We start from the raw sequence: 17,820 nt of genomic DNA, 5'->3' as shown, positions 1-17,820 counted from the left end.
GGGACTTTTGACCTCACACTAAATACGGTTATAACTTATGTATGATAAGTTTTATTCCTTGATAAGTATCTTATCGGCTGTTCAACAGATCTTCTATTATTTTCAGCATATATTTATGATTCATTGGAGGGCTTGTTTTTTAATTAATCTTTGTGTACTTACCAAAGCTTTATTTAACTCATAGCTACGTTGCTGGGGATTTTTCAGATAAGCTTGCTGTTCTTCTTCTATCATCTCTACATCTTGCTGCACTAATCCATCAAGTAGTTTTTGAGCTGAACCAAATAAACTATTTTTCACAAATCGTCTAAACCATTCTGGTAGTTTATGTAAACGCCAAAAGGCATGAAGTGATGTAAAGTGAATCAGATAAGCTTGGGTTTGTTTTTCATTAATAGGTAATAAAAGACAATAAATTTTAAAATCTTTTCCCAGATTAGAAACCCAATTTGGATAGATATAACTAACATTTAATGGTTCGGGATGAAGTTGTCGTAAACTAGGAAAGAACAATTGAGAGATAGACCAGATTTTGTCAATTTTGTAATAACTTTGAGCCTGATAATAAGCATCTACTCGACTGTCATTTTCAGATAAATCTACTAATTTTGCTGCTGCCCATGCTTGCCAGTTTTGATGTAAATGTCCGTGGTACATATCCATCAAATTTTCCACTAAATAAGAATAGTGGGCTCGACATTTTATAACTGAGATGGTGGCTATATAGTTGAGGTGTTCCCACTCAGGTATTTCTAAAGGAGAAACTAAATTTATCTTTGATTTATCTCCAGGAAATAGCCAAATAAAACCATTTAACTCTTGTACTGGAAAAGTTCTAATTTGACAGCTAGGCAATTTTTGATTACTTGCTAAATAAGGTACATAAGAACATTTGCCACTTGACTTAAAGCGCCATCCATGATATGCACATTCTAATTCATCGGCGATCGCGCGACCAGAACTAAGTTTGACAAAACGATGAGGACAAAGGTCTTCCAGAGCATGGACTTTTCCCTCTGAGTCCCGATAAAGGACAATTGATTGATGCCAAAGGGTAATGCTGAAAGGCTGACATTTTACCTCTACACTGCGGGCAACAGCATACCAGTGATTGTGATTAATTCCTAAGTTACGGATATCATGGAAAAAAGTTATTTGAGAAGAAGACATAGGGTTTAGAGATAATATTTAAGAATTAATAAATAAATCGGAGTAGTTTTGTAGGAAAATTTCACAATGATTAATATTTCAGGTTAACAAATTCTTGCCAAAATTTATGAAGGTAATAATTCAGTAGTTTATCGAGGTAGGTATGAGGAGAATAATCAACCTGTTGTACTTAAATTTAGCAAAGGAGATTTTCCTTCTGAAGCTGAGAATAATCGTTATCGAAAAGAGTATGAAATTCTTAGTTATTTTAATTTTTCTGGAGTGATTAAAGTTTATGGATTAGAAAAGTATAATAATACTCTAGTGATGATTTTAGAGGATTTTGGCGGTGAATCTCTCAAAACATTAATTACATCACAAAAAATTACTATATTGGGCTTTTTGAATTTAGCGATTAAAATTGCTGAAAGTTTAGGTGAAATTCATAGTGCTAAGATTATTCACAAAGATATTAATCCATCTAATATAATTGTTAATTTCACGACAGGGGAATTAACAATTATAGATTTTAATATATCTTCTGTATTAACTCGTGACAGTTATAAACTCAAAAATCCAAGTATTTTAGAAGGTACTCTTCCTTATATATCTCCAGAGCAAACAGGTATAGCAATGTGCGCTCAGGTATTTACAATGTCCAGCTCAAAGTGCAGTAAGCAAACAGGTGTACAAAAAATAATGTGTAAATATGCCAGCGCACATTGCTATAGAATGAATTGTTATCTACTATGATTTAACTTTTGCTTTATATAAAGAAGGGGCAATAGTAGAATATTTAAACAGTAATTTCTCAGAAAGCAAAGCCTTAATCAAATTAATATTAGACCGTTCAAAATCAGTTATTGAAAAAACAGAAGTCTATAATTTATTGGTTGTTCAATATACTTTACGCGCTCACTACAAAAAGGCAATTTCAGCAGCAAATAAGGCTCTGGGATTACTAGAAATCGAACTTCCAGAAACAGATTTACAGACAATTATTAATCAGGAATTTACCAAAGTAAAATAAAATTTACGCACTCAAGAAATTGCTAGTCTGATTTATGAAACAAAAAGCGAGAAATCAAAATATAAAGTAGCTTTAGCCTTAATTACAAATTTGATGGCATATACCTATTTAACTTCACCAGAATTATGGACAGTAATTGTGCTGAAAGCTGTCAATATTTCTTTGAAATATGGTTCAGTTGCTGAGTCATGTCTTTGTTATCGTAACTATGGAATAATCCTCAATAGTTCTTTAGGAGATTATCACTCTGCATATCGGTTTGGTCTCTTGGCACTAAAATTAACTGATAAGTGGGAAATTTTAGGTTTAAAATGTAAAGCTTATGCTGGATTTGCTAATGGATTAAGTTTTTGGTTTAAGCACACAAAGAATCTAATTTAATTAATAATGAAGGGTATGGAGCGGCTTTAGAATCAGGGGATTTAGAATATGCTGGTTATCTTCTACATAACACTGCTATTAATTCATTATTCCAAGGCAGACCAATTTCAGAAACATTGAAAGAAGTTTCTCGCTATTTACAATTTACTCAAAAAACAAAAAATCAACTTTCGACAGATACTTTAACAGGAATTAAAAGTATTATAGAAAACTTGGAAGCACAAACAAAAAAAATGGATATAAACTCTTTAAAAGATCAAAAAATTGACTTTGATATTGACAAAATCAACGAAACAGAATACTTGGAAAGTTGTCAACAAAATCAAAATTTTTACTCTCTATGTATCTATCTAATTAATAAGTCTTACATTCTCTATTTATACAGAGATTTAGATGCAGCACTGCATAGCATCTTAGAAGCTAAAAAATATCTGGCATTTATTATAGGTACTGTACCTACTACAGAATTTAATTTTTATTATTCACTAATCTTAGCTGCCTTTTATCCTCATGTTTCAGAAACTAAGCAAAAAGAATATTGGCAGCAACTAGAAAAAAATCAACAGCAGATGAAAATTTGGGCAGATAACTGTCAAGAAAACTTTGAACATAAATATTTATTAGTAGAAGCAGAAAAAGCTAGTATTTCTGGAAAGAATCTAGAAGCAATAGACTTATATAATCAGGCCATAGAATCAGCAAAGAAAAATGAATTTATCCAATATGAAGCATTAGGTAATGAATTAGCGGCAAAATATTGGCTAAATCAAAATAAATTTAAGTATGCCAAAGTTCATTTACAAGAAGCTTACTATGGTTATCAAAATTGGGGCGCGACTAGAAAGCTACAAGATTTAGAGAATCAATATCCAGAATTGCAAAATATATTAACAGTTAAAAATAACATAATTGATACTTCAACTACAGCAATTTCTCGTGACACGACCAACCATGGCCAATCCCTAGATTTAGCCACAGTTATTAAAGCATCTCAAGCAATTTCTAGTGAGATTGTATTAGATAAATTACTATCTAAGTTAATGAAAATTATCATCGAAAATGCTGGAGCTGAAAAAGGCGTTCTATTGTTGCTCACAGAAGGTAAATTAATCACTAAAGCTGAAGCAACATTAGATTCTGAAGAAGTGGTAGTTCAGGAAAGTAAAATTAATGAATATGAAGATTTACCACTAACAATAATTAACTATGTAGAAAGAACGCGTCAAGATGTTGTTTTAAGCAATGCTTTTGCTGAATATCGGTTCACAACAGACTCTTATGTTGCTCAAAATAAACTTAAATCAGTTTTATGTACTCCGATTATTAACGGTGGTAAGCTCATCGGAGTTTTGTACTTGGAAAATAACTTAATTACAGGTGCATTTACTCCAGAACGTTTGGAAATATTAAGGCTTTTATCATCTCAAGTAGCAGTGTCTTTAGAAAATGCAATCTTATATACTTTTGTAGAGCAGAAAGTACAAGAAAGAACTCAAGAATTAAATGAAAAAAATCTACGACTAGAGCAAACATTACAACAGTTACAACGCACTCAATATCAATTAATTCAAAGTGAAAAAATGTCTAGCATAGGACAATTAGTGGCAGGAGTAGCCCACGAAATTAATAACCCTATCGGTTTTATTTATGGAAACCTTTCTCCCGCTACTGAATATGTTTCTGATTTACTTAATTTGATTGATTTATACCAAGAAAACTATCCTGAACCTGTAGAAGAAATTCAAGATGAAATTGAGGAAATCGAATTGGAATTTATCGTAGAAGATTTACAAAAACTTTTAAATTCCATGAACGTAGGTGCTGAACGTATTCGAGATATTGTCATTTCTCTCCGTAACTTTTCACGTCTAGATGAAGCAGAAATGAAACCTGTAAATATCCATGAAGGTATCGATAGTACATTTCTAATTTTACATACTCGTATTAAGGAAAAGTCAGATAAACGTGAAGTGGAAATAGTCAGAAATTATGGTCAGTTGCCACAAGTTATCTGTTATGCTTCTCAAATGAATCATGTGTTTATGAATTTACTCAGTAATGCCATTGATGCTTTAGCATTTTCGCGAGATAAACAACAGGAATTTGACCATAAACCTACTATTACAGTTTCTACTGAAGTGACAGAATCAAACACAGTAAAAATCAAAATTAGTGATAATGGCAGTGGTATTAATTCTGAGACATTATCCAAGATTTTTGACCCATTTTTTACTACTAAACCAGTGGGTACTGGTACAGGTTTAGGGTTATCAATTAGCTATTCAATTGTAGTAGAAAAACATCAGGGTAACTTGAATTGTATTTCTGAAATTGGAAAAGGTGCAGAGTTCATAATTGAAATTCCTATTACACCAGTTAGTGGTAATTATAGTTAGAATAAAGAAGGAAGAAGGAAGAAGGAAGAAGGAAGAAGGAAGAAGGAAGAAGGAAGAAGGAAGAAGTTAGAAAGCTTTTTAATTAATGAAGCAAGTATTATACCAATTCCCAAAAATAATGCTATACTTCCCATGGAACTTCAGTTATTAAGTAATAATAATGGTTGAATCATATTTATGACTATTATCGGCATTCAACCAAGATATCTTATCTCTTTTTACCCTACTACCTACTCCCTACTCTCAAGGAGATATAGCAAGAATGCATGAGAAATGGTATTAGACATCTCCAAAAATTCTCAAGCACTGACTATAAGTATCTTTTGGGGAGCGATAGCCATCTCCTCAAGATAGTCATTTTTTACCGAAAAGCGACGTTGAAAGCCCCCGTGTTTTAACATAAGCTTTATAAACATCTTTCTTAAAATAAAACTTGACAAAAAAGACAAGCTATATATAGGTCTGGGAGCGGCTTTTTTGGGAGAAAATTGTATTTAAAAATACACTTTTTTGAGGACTGTAGACAAAATTCTTGCTTCCCACACCCCCACCCTCCCACAAGGGTTTCAGGAGTTCCTTATAAGGGATAGGTGTTTTAACCGGGGATAGTTACTGTTAATTATTGACTATAATTATACTTTTTTTATTATTTTTTTTATACCTAAATTATGAATAATGCTAGTATCAATGCTCCTATTATTAGTCTGACTAAACTACATATTGTTAGTATTGCCTATTCATCATGAAAAGAATTTAGAAGCTGTAACGTTTTAGTTATTATATTTTAGGCGTTGCTGATTCTGGATATGATTTTGCCCCCTTAACCCCCCATAATTGGGGGGAATAAAACTCTAAAAGTCCCCCAAAATTGGGCGCATTCATACTTCAATTCAGCAACGCCATATTTTAGATAAACTCAGGATTTAGCGATCGCCTCTCCCCATTGATTTAGTAACAAATCAGAAGATCAGATTAGGGTAGTTTCGCTATTTATATCATGTCCGGATAAGAGCGATCTGGAAAAAACTTATCAAGAGTGCTTAAACAGTAAATCTTTATATTTTCCCTACTCCCCTACTCCCCACTCCCCCGCTCCCCTGCTATTTTAATAATAAGTATTCAACCGGACATGATATTACTTTATGAGCATAATTATTTTTGGCAGCATTAACATTGACTTGATTGCAACGACTCTCCGCTTACCGACTCCAGGAGAAACTGTTAATGGCAATAACTTTTTGACGGCAGGTGGTGGTAAAGGAGCAAATCAAGCTGTTGCTGCTGCTCGTCTTGGCATTACAACAACAATAGTGGGGCGGGTAGGAAATGATAGTTTTGGGCAACAACTTCTGACAAGTTTGCAAACTGCTAATGTTGACACAACAGGAGTGGTAGTTGATGAGAATATTCATACTGGGGTGGCGGTTATTGCGGTTGATGCTAATGGGGAAAATAGCATTATTGTTGTTCCTGGTGCTAACCATAGTATTAATAATACAGATGTGGAACGCCTGATAAATTTGCTATCGGATGCCACAGCTTTACTTTTACAATTAGAAATTCCCCTAGAATTTGCTATGAGTGCAGCAAAAGTAGCTCAAAAAATGGGAGTGAAGGTTATTCTCGATCCAGCACCAATGCCAGTAAATTTTCCTCATGATTTTTATAATTTGATTGATATTATTACTCCTAATGAAATTGAAGCAAGTCAACTGGTTGGGTTTTCAGTAAACGATCGAGAAACTGCTACTCAGGCAGCTATTGAATTATGTAAGCGTGGTGTGAAAAATGCTGTGGTGAAAATAGGCGATCGGGGAGTTGTTTGTGCAACTGAAGAGGAAACATTTTTTCAACCTGCTTTTGTAGTAGAAGCGATCGATACTGTGGCGGCGGGTGATGCTTTTAATGGTGGTTTAGCAGCAGCATTGGATACAGGTTTGTCATTAAAAGATGCTGTGAAATGGGGTGCCGTTGCTGGTGCTTTATGTGTTACGAAATCAGGCGCTCAACCTGCTATGACAGATAGAAAAACATTTGACAATTTTCTTTTAAGAAGGTAGTAGTTGTTCAGGCGTTGCTGATTCTGGGTATGATTTGGCCCCCCTAACCCCCCAATTTTGGGTGGAATAAAACTCTAAAATTCCCCCTTTAATCCCCCTCCCGTCCCCCTTAGAAAGGGGGAAGCCAGAGGATGCTTCGCTTTTTGTTAAATGGGGGATGCGCGGGGTCTTGAGCAGAACCAAACAATCGCGCATTCATACTTCAATTCAGCAACGCCGTTGTTCAAAGTAGGTTGGGTAGAACGAAGTGTTAGCGGAGCTTATCTGTTATACCTCTTAATCCGTATATCCGTGGCATAATCAGTGTGAGCGCCTCAACCCAACCTACAAATACTAATTTTCTCGTAATTCTTTGAGTTGATCTAGAGATTTTTGATACAACTCTTGATTTCTTTGTTGTTGGTATAAGTCGGCAGCTTTTTCAAAGTCTGATATAGCTTTTTCAGTATTACTGTTACGTTTGTAAATCGCACCCCGGTTGTAGTAAGCAGCAGCATCTTTGGGATTGAGTTGAATAGCTTGGTTAAAGTCAGCGAGCGCCTTCTGGTATGCTCCCTGCTTACCATAAAGCCAACCCCTGTTGTAGTAAGCATTAGCATATTTGGGATTGAGTTGAATAGCTTGGTTAAAGTCAGCGAGCGCCTTCTCGTATGCTCCCTGGTTATAGTAAACCAAACCCCTGTTGTAGTAAGCAGCAGCATCTTTGGGATTGAATTGAATAGCTTGGTTAAAGTCAGCGAGCGCCTTCTGGTATGCTCCCTGCTTACGATAAACATAACCCCTGTCATAGTAAGCAGCAGCATATTTGGGATTGAATTGAATAGCTTGGTTAAAGTCAGCGAGCGCCTTCTGGTATGCTCCCTGCTTACGATAAACCACACCCCTGTTGTAGTAAGCACTAGCATATTTGGGATTGAGTTGAATAGCTTGGTTAAAGTCAGCGAGCGCCTTCTCGTATGCTCCCTGGTTATAGTAAACCAAACCCCTACCATTGTAAGCAAGAGCAAATTTGGGATTGAGTTGAATGGCTTGATTCACGTCAGCGAACGCCTTATCGTATGCTCCCTGCTTATAGTAAACAGCACCCCTGCCATTGTAAGCACTAGCAAATTTGGGATTGAGTTGAATAGCTTGGTTATACTCAGCGAGCGCCAAATCATATTTTCCCTGCTTATAGTAAACAGCACCCCTGCCATTGTAAGCACTAGCAGATTTGGGATTGAGTTGAATAGCTTGGTTATAGTCAGCAAGCGCCAAATCATATTTTCCCTGGTTATAGTAAACAGCGCCCCTGTTATTGTAAGCAAGAGCATATTTGGGATTGAGTTGAATAGCTTGATTATACTCAGCGAGCGCCTTCTCATATTTTCCCTGGTTATAGTAAACATCACCCCTGTTTTTGTAAGCTTCAGCATCTTTCGGATTGAGTTGAGTAACTTGGTTATACTCAGCGAGCGCTTTTTCATATTTTCCCTGGTTATAGTAAACAGCACCCCTACTATTGTAAGCTTCAGCTTTATTGAAAAAAATGCCTATTCCTGCGCCGATAATTCCGATAATGGTGGCAACTATTCTGATTTTCAACAATTGATTATTTCCTTGGTAAAAAGTTTTGCTGCTTTTTATAGCAGTTAACATTTCTGTTGCAGTCTGGTAGCGATCGCTCAATTTTTTTTCTATCGCTCTACCTAAAATATCAGCAAATTTTGAGCTAATATTCGGTACATTTTTGCGCCAGGAAAGTTTACTATTGGGTATTTTTCCTGTTAAAAGATAAACTGCTGTTACTCCTAAACTATATATATCGCTAGCATGGGTAGGTTTACCTTTTTTTTGTTCGGGAGAAACAAAACCTGAAGTTCCAATACCCAGGACAGTATAAGTCATGTTTGGGTTAACTATGGTGTCAATTTCTTTGACCATACCGAAGTCTATTAATATAGATAATTTTTCTCCATTCACCATAATATTACTCGGCTTAATATCCCGGTGAATTATTTTATTTTCCTTGAAAAATTCCAGGACTGGCAATATTTTTTTTAGTATATCTTTGACTTCTATTTCTGTTAGTTTCCCTTTCTGTTTAAGTTGGTGTTGGAGGTTACGTCCTGCCATCCATTTTTGAACTAAATAAAATTGATTATTTTCGGAAAAATAGCCATATAAATCTGGAATTTGTGGGTGTCTTCCTAATCTTTTTAAAATTTTTGCTTCTTGTTGAAATCTTTGTTCTAGTTCTTCTTGTAATTGGGGTTTGGAGGTCTTGAGTTGCTTGATGAGACATAGACGATTAAATCTTCTAGTGTCTTTTCCCTGGAATGTGATGCTCACATGAGTCTCATGCAACTTTTTAATAATTTGGTATCGTTTGTCTAGAAGTTGGTTTGTGGCCATTGGTATTTTAAGTTGATTAGAAGATAACTTGATTATAGAGCGATACACAGAAACCGGGTTTCTGGAGCAATTTTGTCATTTACCAATGTGATAATTGATAATTAATCCCTAGAGATTAAAAACAACTCCAGTGAAGGAGAAAAAAGTGCTAGGAGATTTCCGAATTTGCTTCAATCCGATAGTTTTAACCAGAGGTAATTATCAATTTAAAAAGGAAGAAGTTAGAAGGAATAAGGAAGAGGGAGGAAGTTAGAAGGAAGAGGAAGAAAAGAATTAGGAAAGAAGAAAAGAAGAGAAGAGTATAAGGAAAAATAGAGATTAATATTGAACTGTACTTCACTATCTTAAAAATCCTGTAAGTCTTTTTTAGTCCTGGTTTAGTTGACATTTGTTTCCTCTTAACCTCTCCCTTCTTTCTATTCTTATATTATGTCTGGTTGAATAGTTATCACAATTGGATAGAAATATCTAAAACATAAGAGATTGCTTCCTTCCATGGAGTGTAAGTCGCAATGACTTAGCTATAGTAATTATCCGGGTTCTATATTACCTTATTCCCTTCTTACCTTCTTCTTTATTCCTTCTTCCTTCTTCCTTTTTAATCTCAAATTTTGAGAATACCCTCTGGATTTACTGATAGTAATTTTCTCTTTTGTAAACCCTCTCGCTCGAATATTTCATTTGCTGCTAATAACCCACTACTAATAGCTCTTTCCATTAAACCACAGGGAAAAGGCATTTTTACCCAATCTCCAGCAAATATCAAATTATCAACACCACTGTTAGTTTCTGGACGTTCTTGATAACTACCTGGAGGATAACCGGAAAAATTTTTCTGATTTACCAATTCCCGATGCAGCATATTAGCATCCTTTAATTCAGGCACAATTTCATACAATTCCTGTTCAAAAGTTGTCAGTAAATTTTCCTGAGTAGGAAACTCTTTTTCTTTGTAGCAATAAGCGTGTAACTCTACTACACTACCGCCTGTTTTTTCATGCCATTTAATGAATTGTTCTTGAATGCGATGATAGAGAGTAATACTATCAGTTAATTGATAGCCAGATAGAGAAGTAAAATTACTATTTTTCCAGTCAAAATCTCGGTCAAACCAAAAACGACAGACAGCAAATGGATCGGCTATATTCAGTTTTTTTACCCGGTCTTGTACTTTTTGATTGACATCTCCCTCCATCACATTAAATAAGTGTTTAACTCCCGGAATGTCCGTAGCAAATACATAATAATCTGCCTGAATTTCTGTAGGAACAATCTCAGATTTATTTTCTGTTATCCCAACTAACTGCACCCGATATTCTCGACTTTGAGTGATTTTGTAGCGCGATAAATTTCGTTTTGCTGGACCTGCTAATACTTTTCCTTTTCTATCATAAACTGCTCCATGACAAGGGCAGTAAAATTGACCATCTTCAGCTAATTTAACAGTACAACCTTGATGAGTACAAGTCAGAGAAATAGCCTCATCTGAACCAGCTTTAATAGTAAAAAGACTATCACTCGAACCAAAATAATCAGCATCCTGTTTATTGATTTCTAAATTACGTTCTACCCAAAAAGGAATTCTACTTTTAGCCTCTCCTAACTGATAGCTAATAGAATCAACTTTACCTTTTTTCCAGTTAATTTTACTAATACCAATATCCGTAAAAATTTTGCCTCCCCGACTTTTAATTTCTTGAGTAATAGGTTGTACTAAACTTGTACCCATATCTTGCTTCGTACCATGAAAAGCTAAACCTTCTGGATTACCAAAAAAATAGAAGTGAAAAAACTGCATTAACTCCGCAACGCTCAATTTATCTGGAGCATTAAGACTTGATTTCGCAAAAGGTAAAAAATATAAATCATACAATCCTTGAGGAAAATCTTTTTCCACCCATTCAGCTACAGATAAATTGTCTAATTTTTGGTAAGTATTCTCTACTTTAAAGCCACCAATAGCCTGAAAAACTTCCCAATGTTTAGGCTTTACTAAATTGATTCCCCATCTGAATCTATTAGGAGAAGAAATTGCTAAATCTACAATATTCCAAGGAAAGGCAGAACTACTAGGGCGAAATACTTCTGGGTCATATTTCCCTTCTCTAAACACCATTGAATAAAACTCTAAAGACTTAAAATTATCCGTAATATTCAACTCTGATACTAAACTTTTTAGATTGTAATATTGAGGAAAAAAACCGTGAAAGCCATGTTCCATCATAAATTTTTCTTCCCCAAAATTAACAGACCAACTAGCAATTTTTCCTCCTAGTTGTGGCGATTTTTCTAACAAAGTAACCCTAAAACCTCGCTGACTAAGTTCATAAGCACAAGCTAATCCTGCTAATCCACCACCAACTACTACCACGCTTTTAGATTTGTTTAAATATCGTGGTAAGTCCAGATTATCTTGTACGAAAACTGTTGGTTGTGGTTTGGAAAATCTAGTATAACCCACTAGACCAGTGGCAGAAGCAACAGTAAATAATTTGAGTATTGTTCGTCGCGAAACTGATTGTAATGACTTGAGATTATTGAATTGATTCATCAGCAATTAATTGATTACTGTTTGAAATTTTAATTTGGCCGATTAGAGCTTCGATACATTGTAATTTAGTGCATGATTTTTGCCTATCAAAATATAGAATGCTTAAGCTTTTCTCAAGTTTTTGGATAACAAAGGATTGGAGAATATGGTCTAAATAAAGGTAAGCATTTCCTGCGGAATGCGCTCCCATTCAGCTATTAGCAGTCAGCTCTTCGGTGCGGAATGCGAGAGCATTCAGTTTTTGAATGAATAAAGTAAAAATTCGTTTAACTTATACTACATTTTCCACCCATAAATTGAAGCACAAGAAAAACTTGTTTTGAGTTTTTAACCCATACAATTAAAGCTAATGAAGCTGATAGCTGATAACCTAGTTCTGACCATAACAGGCAAGTTGGCGGCTGATACCAAATCTGCTTTAGCTAAACCACAAATAGGTCAAATAAAAGCCATCAAGCTTTTTTCAATAAAATATGTGGTCTGTAGTAAACGGATTTGGTATGAATTCTGACAAATAAACAATCTATAAGTCTAGTATTTTTACCCTCGATTCTATTTTTATATATCTGGTATCAGGTTCTAATAAATACTTATATAGTGTTTTGATCTGGGATGTGGAAACCAGGTACTATTAAAAAGGTATGGAGGGAATAGTAAAGGAGATAAAACAGCATTAAATAGTAGCAAAAAACAGTAGATAAGAGACTCAAAACAGCGCTTTTTTTCTTAGAAAAAACCTCAATCTATATTTACATCTAAGCTGAACGCTTTTAGATTTTTGGGATTATATAAAATCCGGTTATACAGTAATCGCAAAATTACTTTATCTTAATACAGATTTTCTATTAAACATCTCCAATAATCAAAAATAAAATCAATTATTATCCATAAATTATCAATTATTTCCCCTACTCTGTACGGACGTTGCATGCAACGTCCCTACTTCCTACTCCCTCTTTTCGAGGAGATGTCTATTGAATACGAATTTAAAAATTCATGCTATTCAAATCCTTTCTTTCTCCTGACTCCTGAGGACTGACTCCTGACTCCTCAGCTATAGGATAACTAATCATCCGGATTTGATATTATGGCGTTGCTGAGTGGTAATGATTTTGAGATTAACTTTGGGCACAAAACATCAGTTTTTCAATTTTACCTTCAGCTAATAGACATCTCCAAGAATCAAAAATCAATATCTATATCCCAAAGAAATTATCAATTCTTTCCCCTCCACCGGAGGGGGAGGGGCGAGGGGTGGGTTCTCTACTGCCTACAGCAAAGCTGCCTACTCCCTACTCCCTATGGGTGGAGTAGATGTCTAATTATCATTACATTTAAGCAACGCCGATATTATTTCTGTTCTTTACCAGACAAAGATGAATAAAGACTATATCTAAAGGTAGAACTTTCTGACAAGCGATCGCTCACTCTTAGTTATAGCGCTGCGCGCAGGCAACAGGCAACAGGTAACAGGCAATAGGGGGAATAAAAGCTTATAATATAAAATTTTTGGCATTGGTGAATGCGTAATGCTTTTGTCTCAAATATCTATGAAAAAACTATAATTGTACCGTTCATAAATATTTAATGGCATTACCTAATCACCAACCCCAAATTTTTAGCTATTGGATAATTCCTGCAATTTGTAAATATGCCAGCGCACATTGCTATACAACATTACAGTAGTAATTGTATATACAAATTTTATCGGTGCAGTTACTAAGTTAGTTGCTGTCCTTAAATCTAGCTAAAGATGGAGTTAATCATTAAAAAAAATTAAATACTTGACTAAGTTTAAATTAAAGCTATAATATTTGAGAAATAAATTTGCTTTATTGCTGATAGATAGTAAGAATAAAAATAGTATAAAATTATTCTATACTTTAAATTGTTGATCTAAGTATTAAAGCAGATTTGATATATTCTAACTAAGAAAGATGAGTTTTAGGAGCTGTATATAATGACAGATGTAATCATCAATCATGCTCAAAAATTTGGATTTTTTTGTAATCATGATTTACTTGGTTCTTGGCAGATAGTATCCCATCCCAGAACACCTATATGGAAACTACTCCAGCAAAAAGAAGACTGGTTGCTATTAATCTCGGATGAACCTCATCTAATTTTGTTGCCAGAAGAAGTTATTGCTTTTTTAAGATGGCGTTGGTCAACCAAAAAAAATAATTAGCATCTACAAATTATTAATCAATTTATGTGTAGTGGATAATACCAATAAACATGATATAGCCACTGCCAGAGCGGTTAAGGTATAGAGCGATGATGAATTTTAGAAGGGGAAAAATTTTTCCCACTGTTGCTTGTTGCCTGCTATATAAATAATTTATACCAGTTTAATAAATGTTTGCTATAAATAGCTAGAATTTTTCTAGGAGTCACCTAGTCAGAATAAATAGCTTAAATATCATTTCTTACTTTTAATATCCCTTTTTTATCTAAAGAAATATCTGACCAAAAATATTTTAATTCCTGTTATGATTAATCACATTCTTTTTTCACCCTTGGTATTATACCATTTATCAAAAAGAATCGTATACTTATACAAGACTTGAATGACTAAATAATTAGCAGGATTCCATAACGTTAAGAGCAATTATTAGCCAGTGAGTGTATATTATTCTTATGTTTACTACTGTCTAGGGACTTTGCATGCAACCTCCCTACCCACCCCTCTGCTCAAGGAAACATAGAAAAGTGTTTGAAATTTGGTATTAGATACCCAATGTCCTCATCAACTCCTAACAATCAATATCACAATACAAATTCAACAACTAATACTTTATTCTCACCATCAATAGATAGGTTTTTAATATGTGGATTAGGTAGTTTAGGACAACATTGTGTAGCTGCTCTAAAAAAGTTTGGTGTAGTTGTTAACGCCATCGATCTTATACAACCTCAACATTGGGAAGTTTCAGACTTATTTTCACAGTTGAACCAATTAATTATTGGAGATGCAAGAGAACCTAGTATTTTGACACAAGGTCAAGTTCAACAGTGTCGAGCAATACTTATTGTTACAAGTAACGAACGAATAAATTTAGCGATCGCTCTAGCAGCAAGATTAATTAATCCTCAAATTCGTCTTGTAGTCCGTTCTGCAAAAGAAAATCTCAATCAACTATTAGGTCAACAACTAGGAAATTATGTAGCATTTGAACCTACGGAATTACCTGCACCAGCTTTTGCCGTTGCTGCTTTAGATTCAGAAATTATCGGTTTTTTTTACCTAGAAAAATATCAAATAAAGATAGTAAAACGTGAAATAAAACCAGATATGCCTTGGTATAATCGTCATGTTTATCAGCTCAATAATCGTCATCAAAAAGTCATTAGTTACGCGACTAATTATACTCAATTATTATCAGAATTTTATGATTGGGATAGTGATGAATTAATTCAAGCAAACGACCGAATAATTTATATTGAAAAACCAGATTTTTTGACTACTACAAGTAATCAAAAAAAATCTCAGAAAAACCAGTTTAAATTATGGGAAAGATTTCACTCAATTTTAAAAATTCAACCAACGGATGTTAAAAATATAGTCATTAACTATTGGAATTGGATTCACGAAAACCCAATTCGTAACTTAGTTTTTTCTAGTGCCTTAATTTTAGTAATTTTCTTATTCAGTGGTACATTACTATTTTTGCTTTACTATCCAGAGGCAACTTTAAGAGAAGCTTTTTATGGTACAGCAGTTTTATTACTAGGAGGATTTGGAGATATTTTTGGTGGTATTAAACTAGAGCAGGACTTTCCTTGGTGGCTGCAATTGTTTAGTTTGATCGTAACATTAGTAGGAATTATTTCTGTAGCTTTGTTGAATGGTTTAATTACAGAAAGATTGTTAAGTACAAGATTTAAGTTTGCCAGAAAAAATCCTATTCCGACTCAAGACCATGTTGTGATAATTGGTTTAGGAAGAGTTGGTCAACGAGTGGCTACTTTATTACAAGAATTTAAACAGAAATTAGTAGCAATTAGTTCTACAGCAACTGAATCAGATATAACCCCTCAAATTCCTCTAGTTGTAGGTAATATAATTAAATCTCTAGAAAAAGTAAATTTAACTACTGCCAAAGGAATTATTGCTGTTACAAATGATGAGATGTTAAACTTAGAATTAGCATTAATGGCTTATGCCTTTAATCCGAATATTCGTTTAGTAATTTGTACTTTTGAACAACGTTTTAGCAATAATTTAGCCAAACTTTTACCATATTCTACCTTTATTTGTACTTCTGCTGTTGTAGCAGAAGCTTTTGCCGGAGCAGCATTTGGAGAAAATATATTAAGTTTATTTAGGATAGACCATCAAACAGTATTAGTAACTGAATATAATATTGAGCAAGGAGATACTTTAAATGGATTAATTTTAGCTGAAATAGCTTATGGTTATGGAGTAGTGACAATCTTATATCAAAAGCCACCAAATGAATCAAAATTAATGCCTTCAGATGATATTAGATTGACCGTAGGCGATCGCCTAATTGTTTTAGCAACAATTAATGGTTTAAAACGAATTGAAAATGGTGAAAGAAAACAACCTACTTGGCAAGTTATGATTGAATCTGCTCCATCAGAATATAGGAAATTTCAAGGAGCAAATGAAATTATTGGTATTTCTGGATGTAGCATTAATCAAGCTAGAGAATTAATGAACAATTTGCCAGGAATATTACCTAAACCACTTTATAAACATCAAGCTCAAAGATTAGTTAGAACTTTGAAAAAAGCTTTTGTGAAAGCCAGATTAATCTCAGTATAGAACCAATTTGGGAGCCATTAAAAATCAGAAGATAACTCTTATAAGTTGATCTTTAACTGTAACGATTTGCAAACATTTATTTTTCAGTTCTACATCTCAATCATTTTGCTAATTGCTCATCTTGTTGGTAGTTTTCATTGTTGAGATGAACACGAAATTGACTTAACAAACTATAGACCAAAGGAGATAAAAGAATTCCCATCGCTATGACAAAAACCAAACCACTAAAGAGTGCATAGACAGAAGCAAATACTTTCGCGCTAGTAGTTGAGAGGGGACTAATTGGTCCCATACCACTAAGAATCATCGAAGCTTCTACTAGAGAATCTATCCAACTCAAACCCGCTACCCAATGATAGCCAATAATGCCCATCATAAGTCCTAGAGAGATAAAAAGTGCAGACATACCCAGATAGCTGAGAAACTTCCATAGAAAGAGGAAAATTGACCTTGTTCGCTCTGATGAAGTCCAAGTTTTCGGTTCTTGAATCACATTTAAACTAGAGGAACGGATGAGAAATATTATAATTACTAAAATTAATAGTCCATATATGAGCATATTTCTAAAATCCACTTCACGATTATCTTAATATATAGGGCTAAAACTAGAGAAACTGCTGTAAGCGTTCCCACCAATTTTGTAATCTTTTTATGGTAAGGTTTTTAAGTTATTGGTTTCGAGCGTGGCATAGTCCAAAGTCTTGAGTAGCGTGAGGCTGACTATAACTAATATGCAGCGTGAGTTGTTAGAAAACCATTATAAGTAGGATAGATTTGTAGATTTGTTAATACGACAGCGCTTTCAATAATTGATAATTGATAATTGATGATTACCTCTCCCTAAAAGGAAGAGGATTGAATAAAAGCAAAATTAATTCATTGTTTCTCCTTTAAAGGAGAGGATTTTTACCTTAATTATTCGGTAATTGTTAATTATTAGACTTGTCGCTTTATAAGGTAAAGTATAGAGTTAGTAGGGTGTTTGAAATGGGACAATGTTAGATATCAATCGGGTGCTAAAAGAAGACCGCCTCAGTGCGGGCATTGACTGGACTAAACCGTAAGGC

At 34.2% G+C, this 17,820-nt stretch carries 11 protein-coding genes; 7 read left to right on the top strand and 4 right to left on the bottom strand.

Annotated elements, in window-relative coordinates; all coding sequences use genetic code 11:
• Positions 1-120: 120 nt before the first annotated feature.
• Positions 121-1,170, bottom strand: coding sequence for an aromatic ring-hydroxylating dioxygenase subunit alpha (locus F6K27_RS13865; protein WP_287276723.1), 1,050 nt, complete (start codon positions 1,168-1,170; stop codon positions 121-123).
• A gap of 90 nt (positions 1,171-1,260) precedes the next feature.
• On the opposite strand from F6K27_RS13865, the gene F6K27_RS13860 reads away from it, so the two are divergent.
• The 5 genes from F6K27_RS13860 (at position 1,261) to rbsK (ending at position 7,016) form a co-directional block, all read left to right on the top strand.
• Positions 1,261-1,902, top strand: a complete 642-nt coding sequence (locus F6K27_RS13860) for a protein kinase (RefSeq protein WP_353735984.1) — start codon at positions 1,261-1,263, stop codon at positions 1,900-1,902.
• A gap of 136 nt (positions 1,903-2,038) precedes the next feature.
• Positions 2,039-2,179 (top strand): hypothetical protein, encoded by a 141-nt coding sequence (locus tag F6K27_RS13855; RefSeq protein WP_287276722.1) that lies wholly within the window; start codon positions 2,039-2,041, stop codon positions 2,177-2,179.
• Between the two features lie 93 nt (positions 2,180-2,272).
• Positions 2,273-2,560: a hypothetical protein gene (locus F6K27_RS13850; protein ID WP_287276721.1), complete on the top strand. Its 288-nt coding sequence runs from the start codon at positions 2,273-2,275 to the stop codon at positions 2,558-2,560.
• A 116-nt stretch (positions 2,561-2,676) separates the two neighbouring features.
• Complete coding sequence (locus tag F6K27_RS13845) at positions 2,677-4,956, top strand: ATP-binding protein (protein WP_287276720.1); 2,280 nt, start codon at positions 2,677-2,679, stop codon at positions 4,954-4,956.
• Positions 4,957-6,098: 1,142 nt separating this feature from the next.
• Positions 6,099-7,016 carry a ribokinase gene (gene rbsK / locus F6K27_RS13840; RefSeq protein WP_287276719.1) on the top strand — a complete coding sequence of 306 codons (918 nt, stop codon included), beginning with the start codon at positions 6,099-6,101 and terminating at the stop codon, positions 7,014-7,016.
• 333 nt (positions 7,017-7,349) lie between these two features.
• On the opposite strand, the gene F6K27_RS13835 is transcribed toward rbsK, so the two are convergent.
• Together F6K27_RS13835 and F6K27_RS13830 are read right to left on the bottom strand one after the other, a co-directional pair.
• Positions 7,350-9,410, bottom strand: coding sequence for a serine/threonine-protein kinase (locus tag F6K27_RS13835; protein ID WP_287276718.1), 2,061 nt, complete (start codon positions 9,408-9,410; stop codon positions 7,350-7,352).
• Positions 9,411-10,014: 604 nt separating this feature from the next.
• Positions 10,015-11,961: an FAD-dependent oxidoreductase gene (locus tag F6K27_RS13830; RefSeq protein WP_287276716.1), complete on the bottom strand. Its 1,947-nt coding sequence runs from the start codon at positions 11,959-11,961 to the stop codon at positions 10,015-10,017.
• Between the two features lie 1,960 nt (positions 11,962-13,921).
• Between F6K27_RS13830 and F6K27_RS13825 the strand changes: the two genes are divergently transcribed.
• Both F6K27_RS13825 and F6K27_RS13820 read left to right on the top strand, forming a co-directional pair.
• Positions 13,922-14,149 carry a hypothetical protein gene (locus tag F6K27_RS13825; RefSeq protein ID WP_124144119.1) on the top strand — a complete coding sequence of 76 codons (228 nt, stop codon included), beginning with the start codon at positions 13,922-13,924 and terminating at the stop codon, positions 14,147-14,149.
• A 552-nt stretch (positions 14,150-14,701) separates the two neighbouring features.
• On the top strand, positions 14,702-16,753 hold the full coding sequence (locus F6K27_RS13820; protein WP_287276715.1) for a TrkA family potassium uptake protein: 2,052 nt from the start codon (positions 14,702-14,704) through the stop codon (positions 16,751-16,753).
• A gap of 100 nt (positions 16,754-16,853) precedes the next feature.
• On the opposite strand, the gene F6K27_RS13815 is transcribed toward F6K27_RS13820, so the two are convergent.
• The gene (locus F6K27_RS13815) at positions 16,854-17,327 is read right to left on the bottom strand and encodes a hypothetical protein (protein ID WP_287300878.1); all 474 of its coding nucleotides are present in this window, start codon (positions 17,325-17,327) and stop codon (positions 16,854-16,856) included.
• Positions 17,328-17,820: the final 493 nt, after the last annotated feature.

It is taken from the genome of Okeania sp. SIO2F5 (assembly GCF_010692685.1).
In the GTDB taxonomy this organism is placed as follows: Bacteria; Cyanobacteriota; Cyanobacteriia; order Cyanobacteriales; family Microcoleaceae; genus Okeania; species Okeania hirsuta.
This window is presented reverse-complemented; position numbering and strand designations above follow the sequence as displayed.

Coding starts and splice junctions, on each gene's coding strand:
- F6K27_RS13865 (WP_287276723.1), bottom strand. CDS start 1,170: ATGTCTTCTTCTCAAATAACTTTTTTCCATGATATCCGTAACTTAGGA.
- F6K27_RS13850 (WP_287276721.1), top strand. CDS start 2,273: ATGGCATATACCTATTTAACTTCACCAGAATTATGGACAGTAATTGTG.
- rbsK (WP_287276719.1), top strand. CDS start 6,099: ATGAGCATAATTATTTTTGGCAGCATTAACATTGACTTGATTGCAACG.
- F6K27_RS13835 (WP_287276718.1), bottom strand. CDS start 9,410: ATGGCCACAAACCAACTTCTAGACAAACGATACCAAATTATTAAAAAG.
- F6K27_RS13830 (WP_287276716.1), bottom strand. CDS start 11,961: ATGAATCAATTCAATAATCTCAAGTCATTACAATCAGTTTCGCGACGA.
- F6K27_RS13825 (WP_124144119.1), top strand. CDS start 13,922: ATGACAGATGTAATCATCAATCATGCTCAAAAATTTGGATTTTTTTGT.
- F6K27_RS13820 (WP_287276715.1), top strand. CDS start 14,702: ATGTCCTCATCAACTCCTAACAATCAATATCACAATACAAATTCAACA.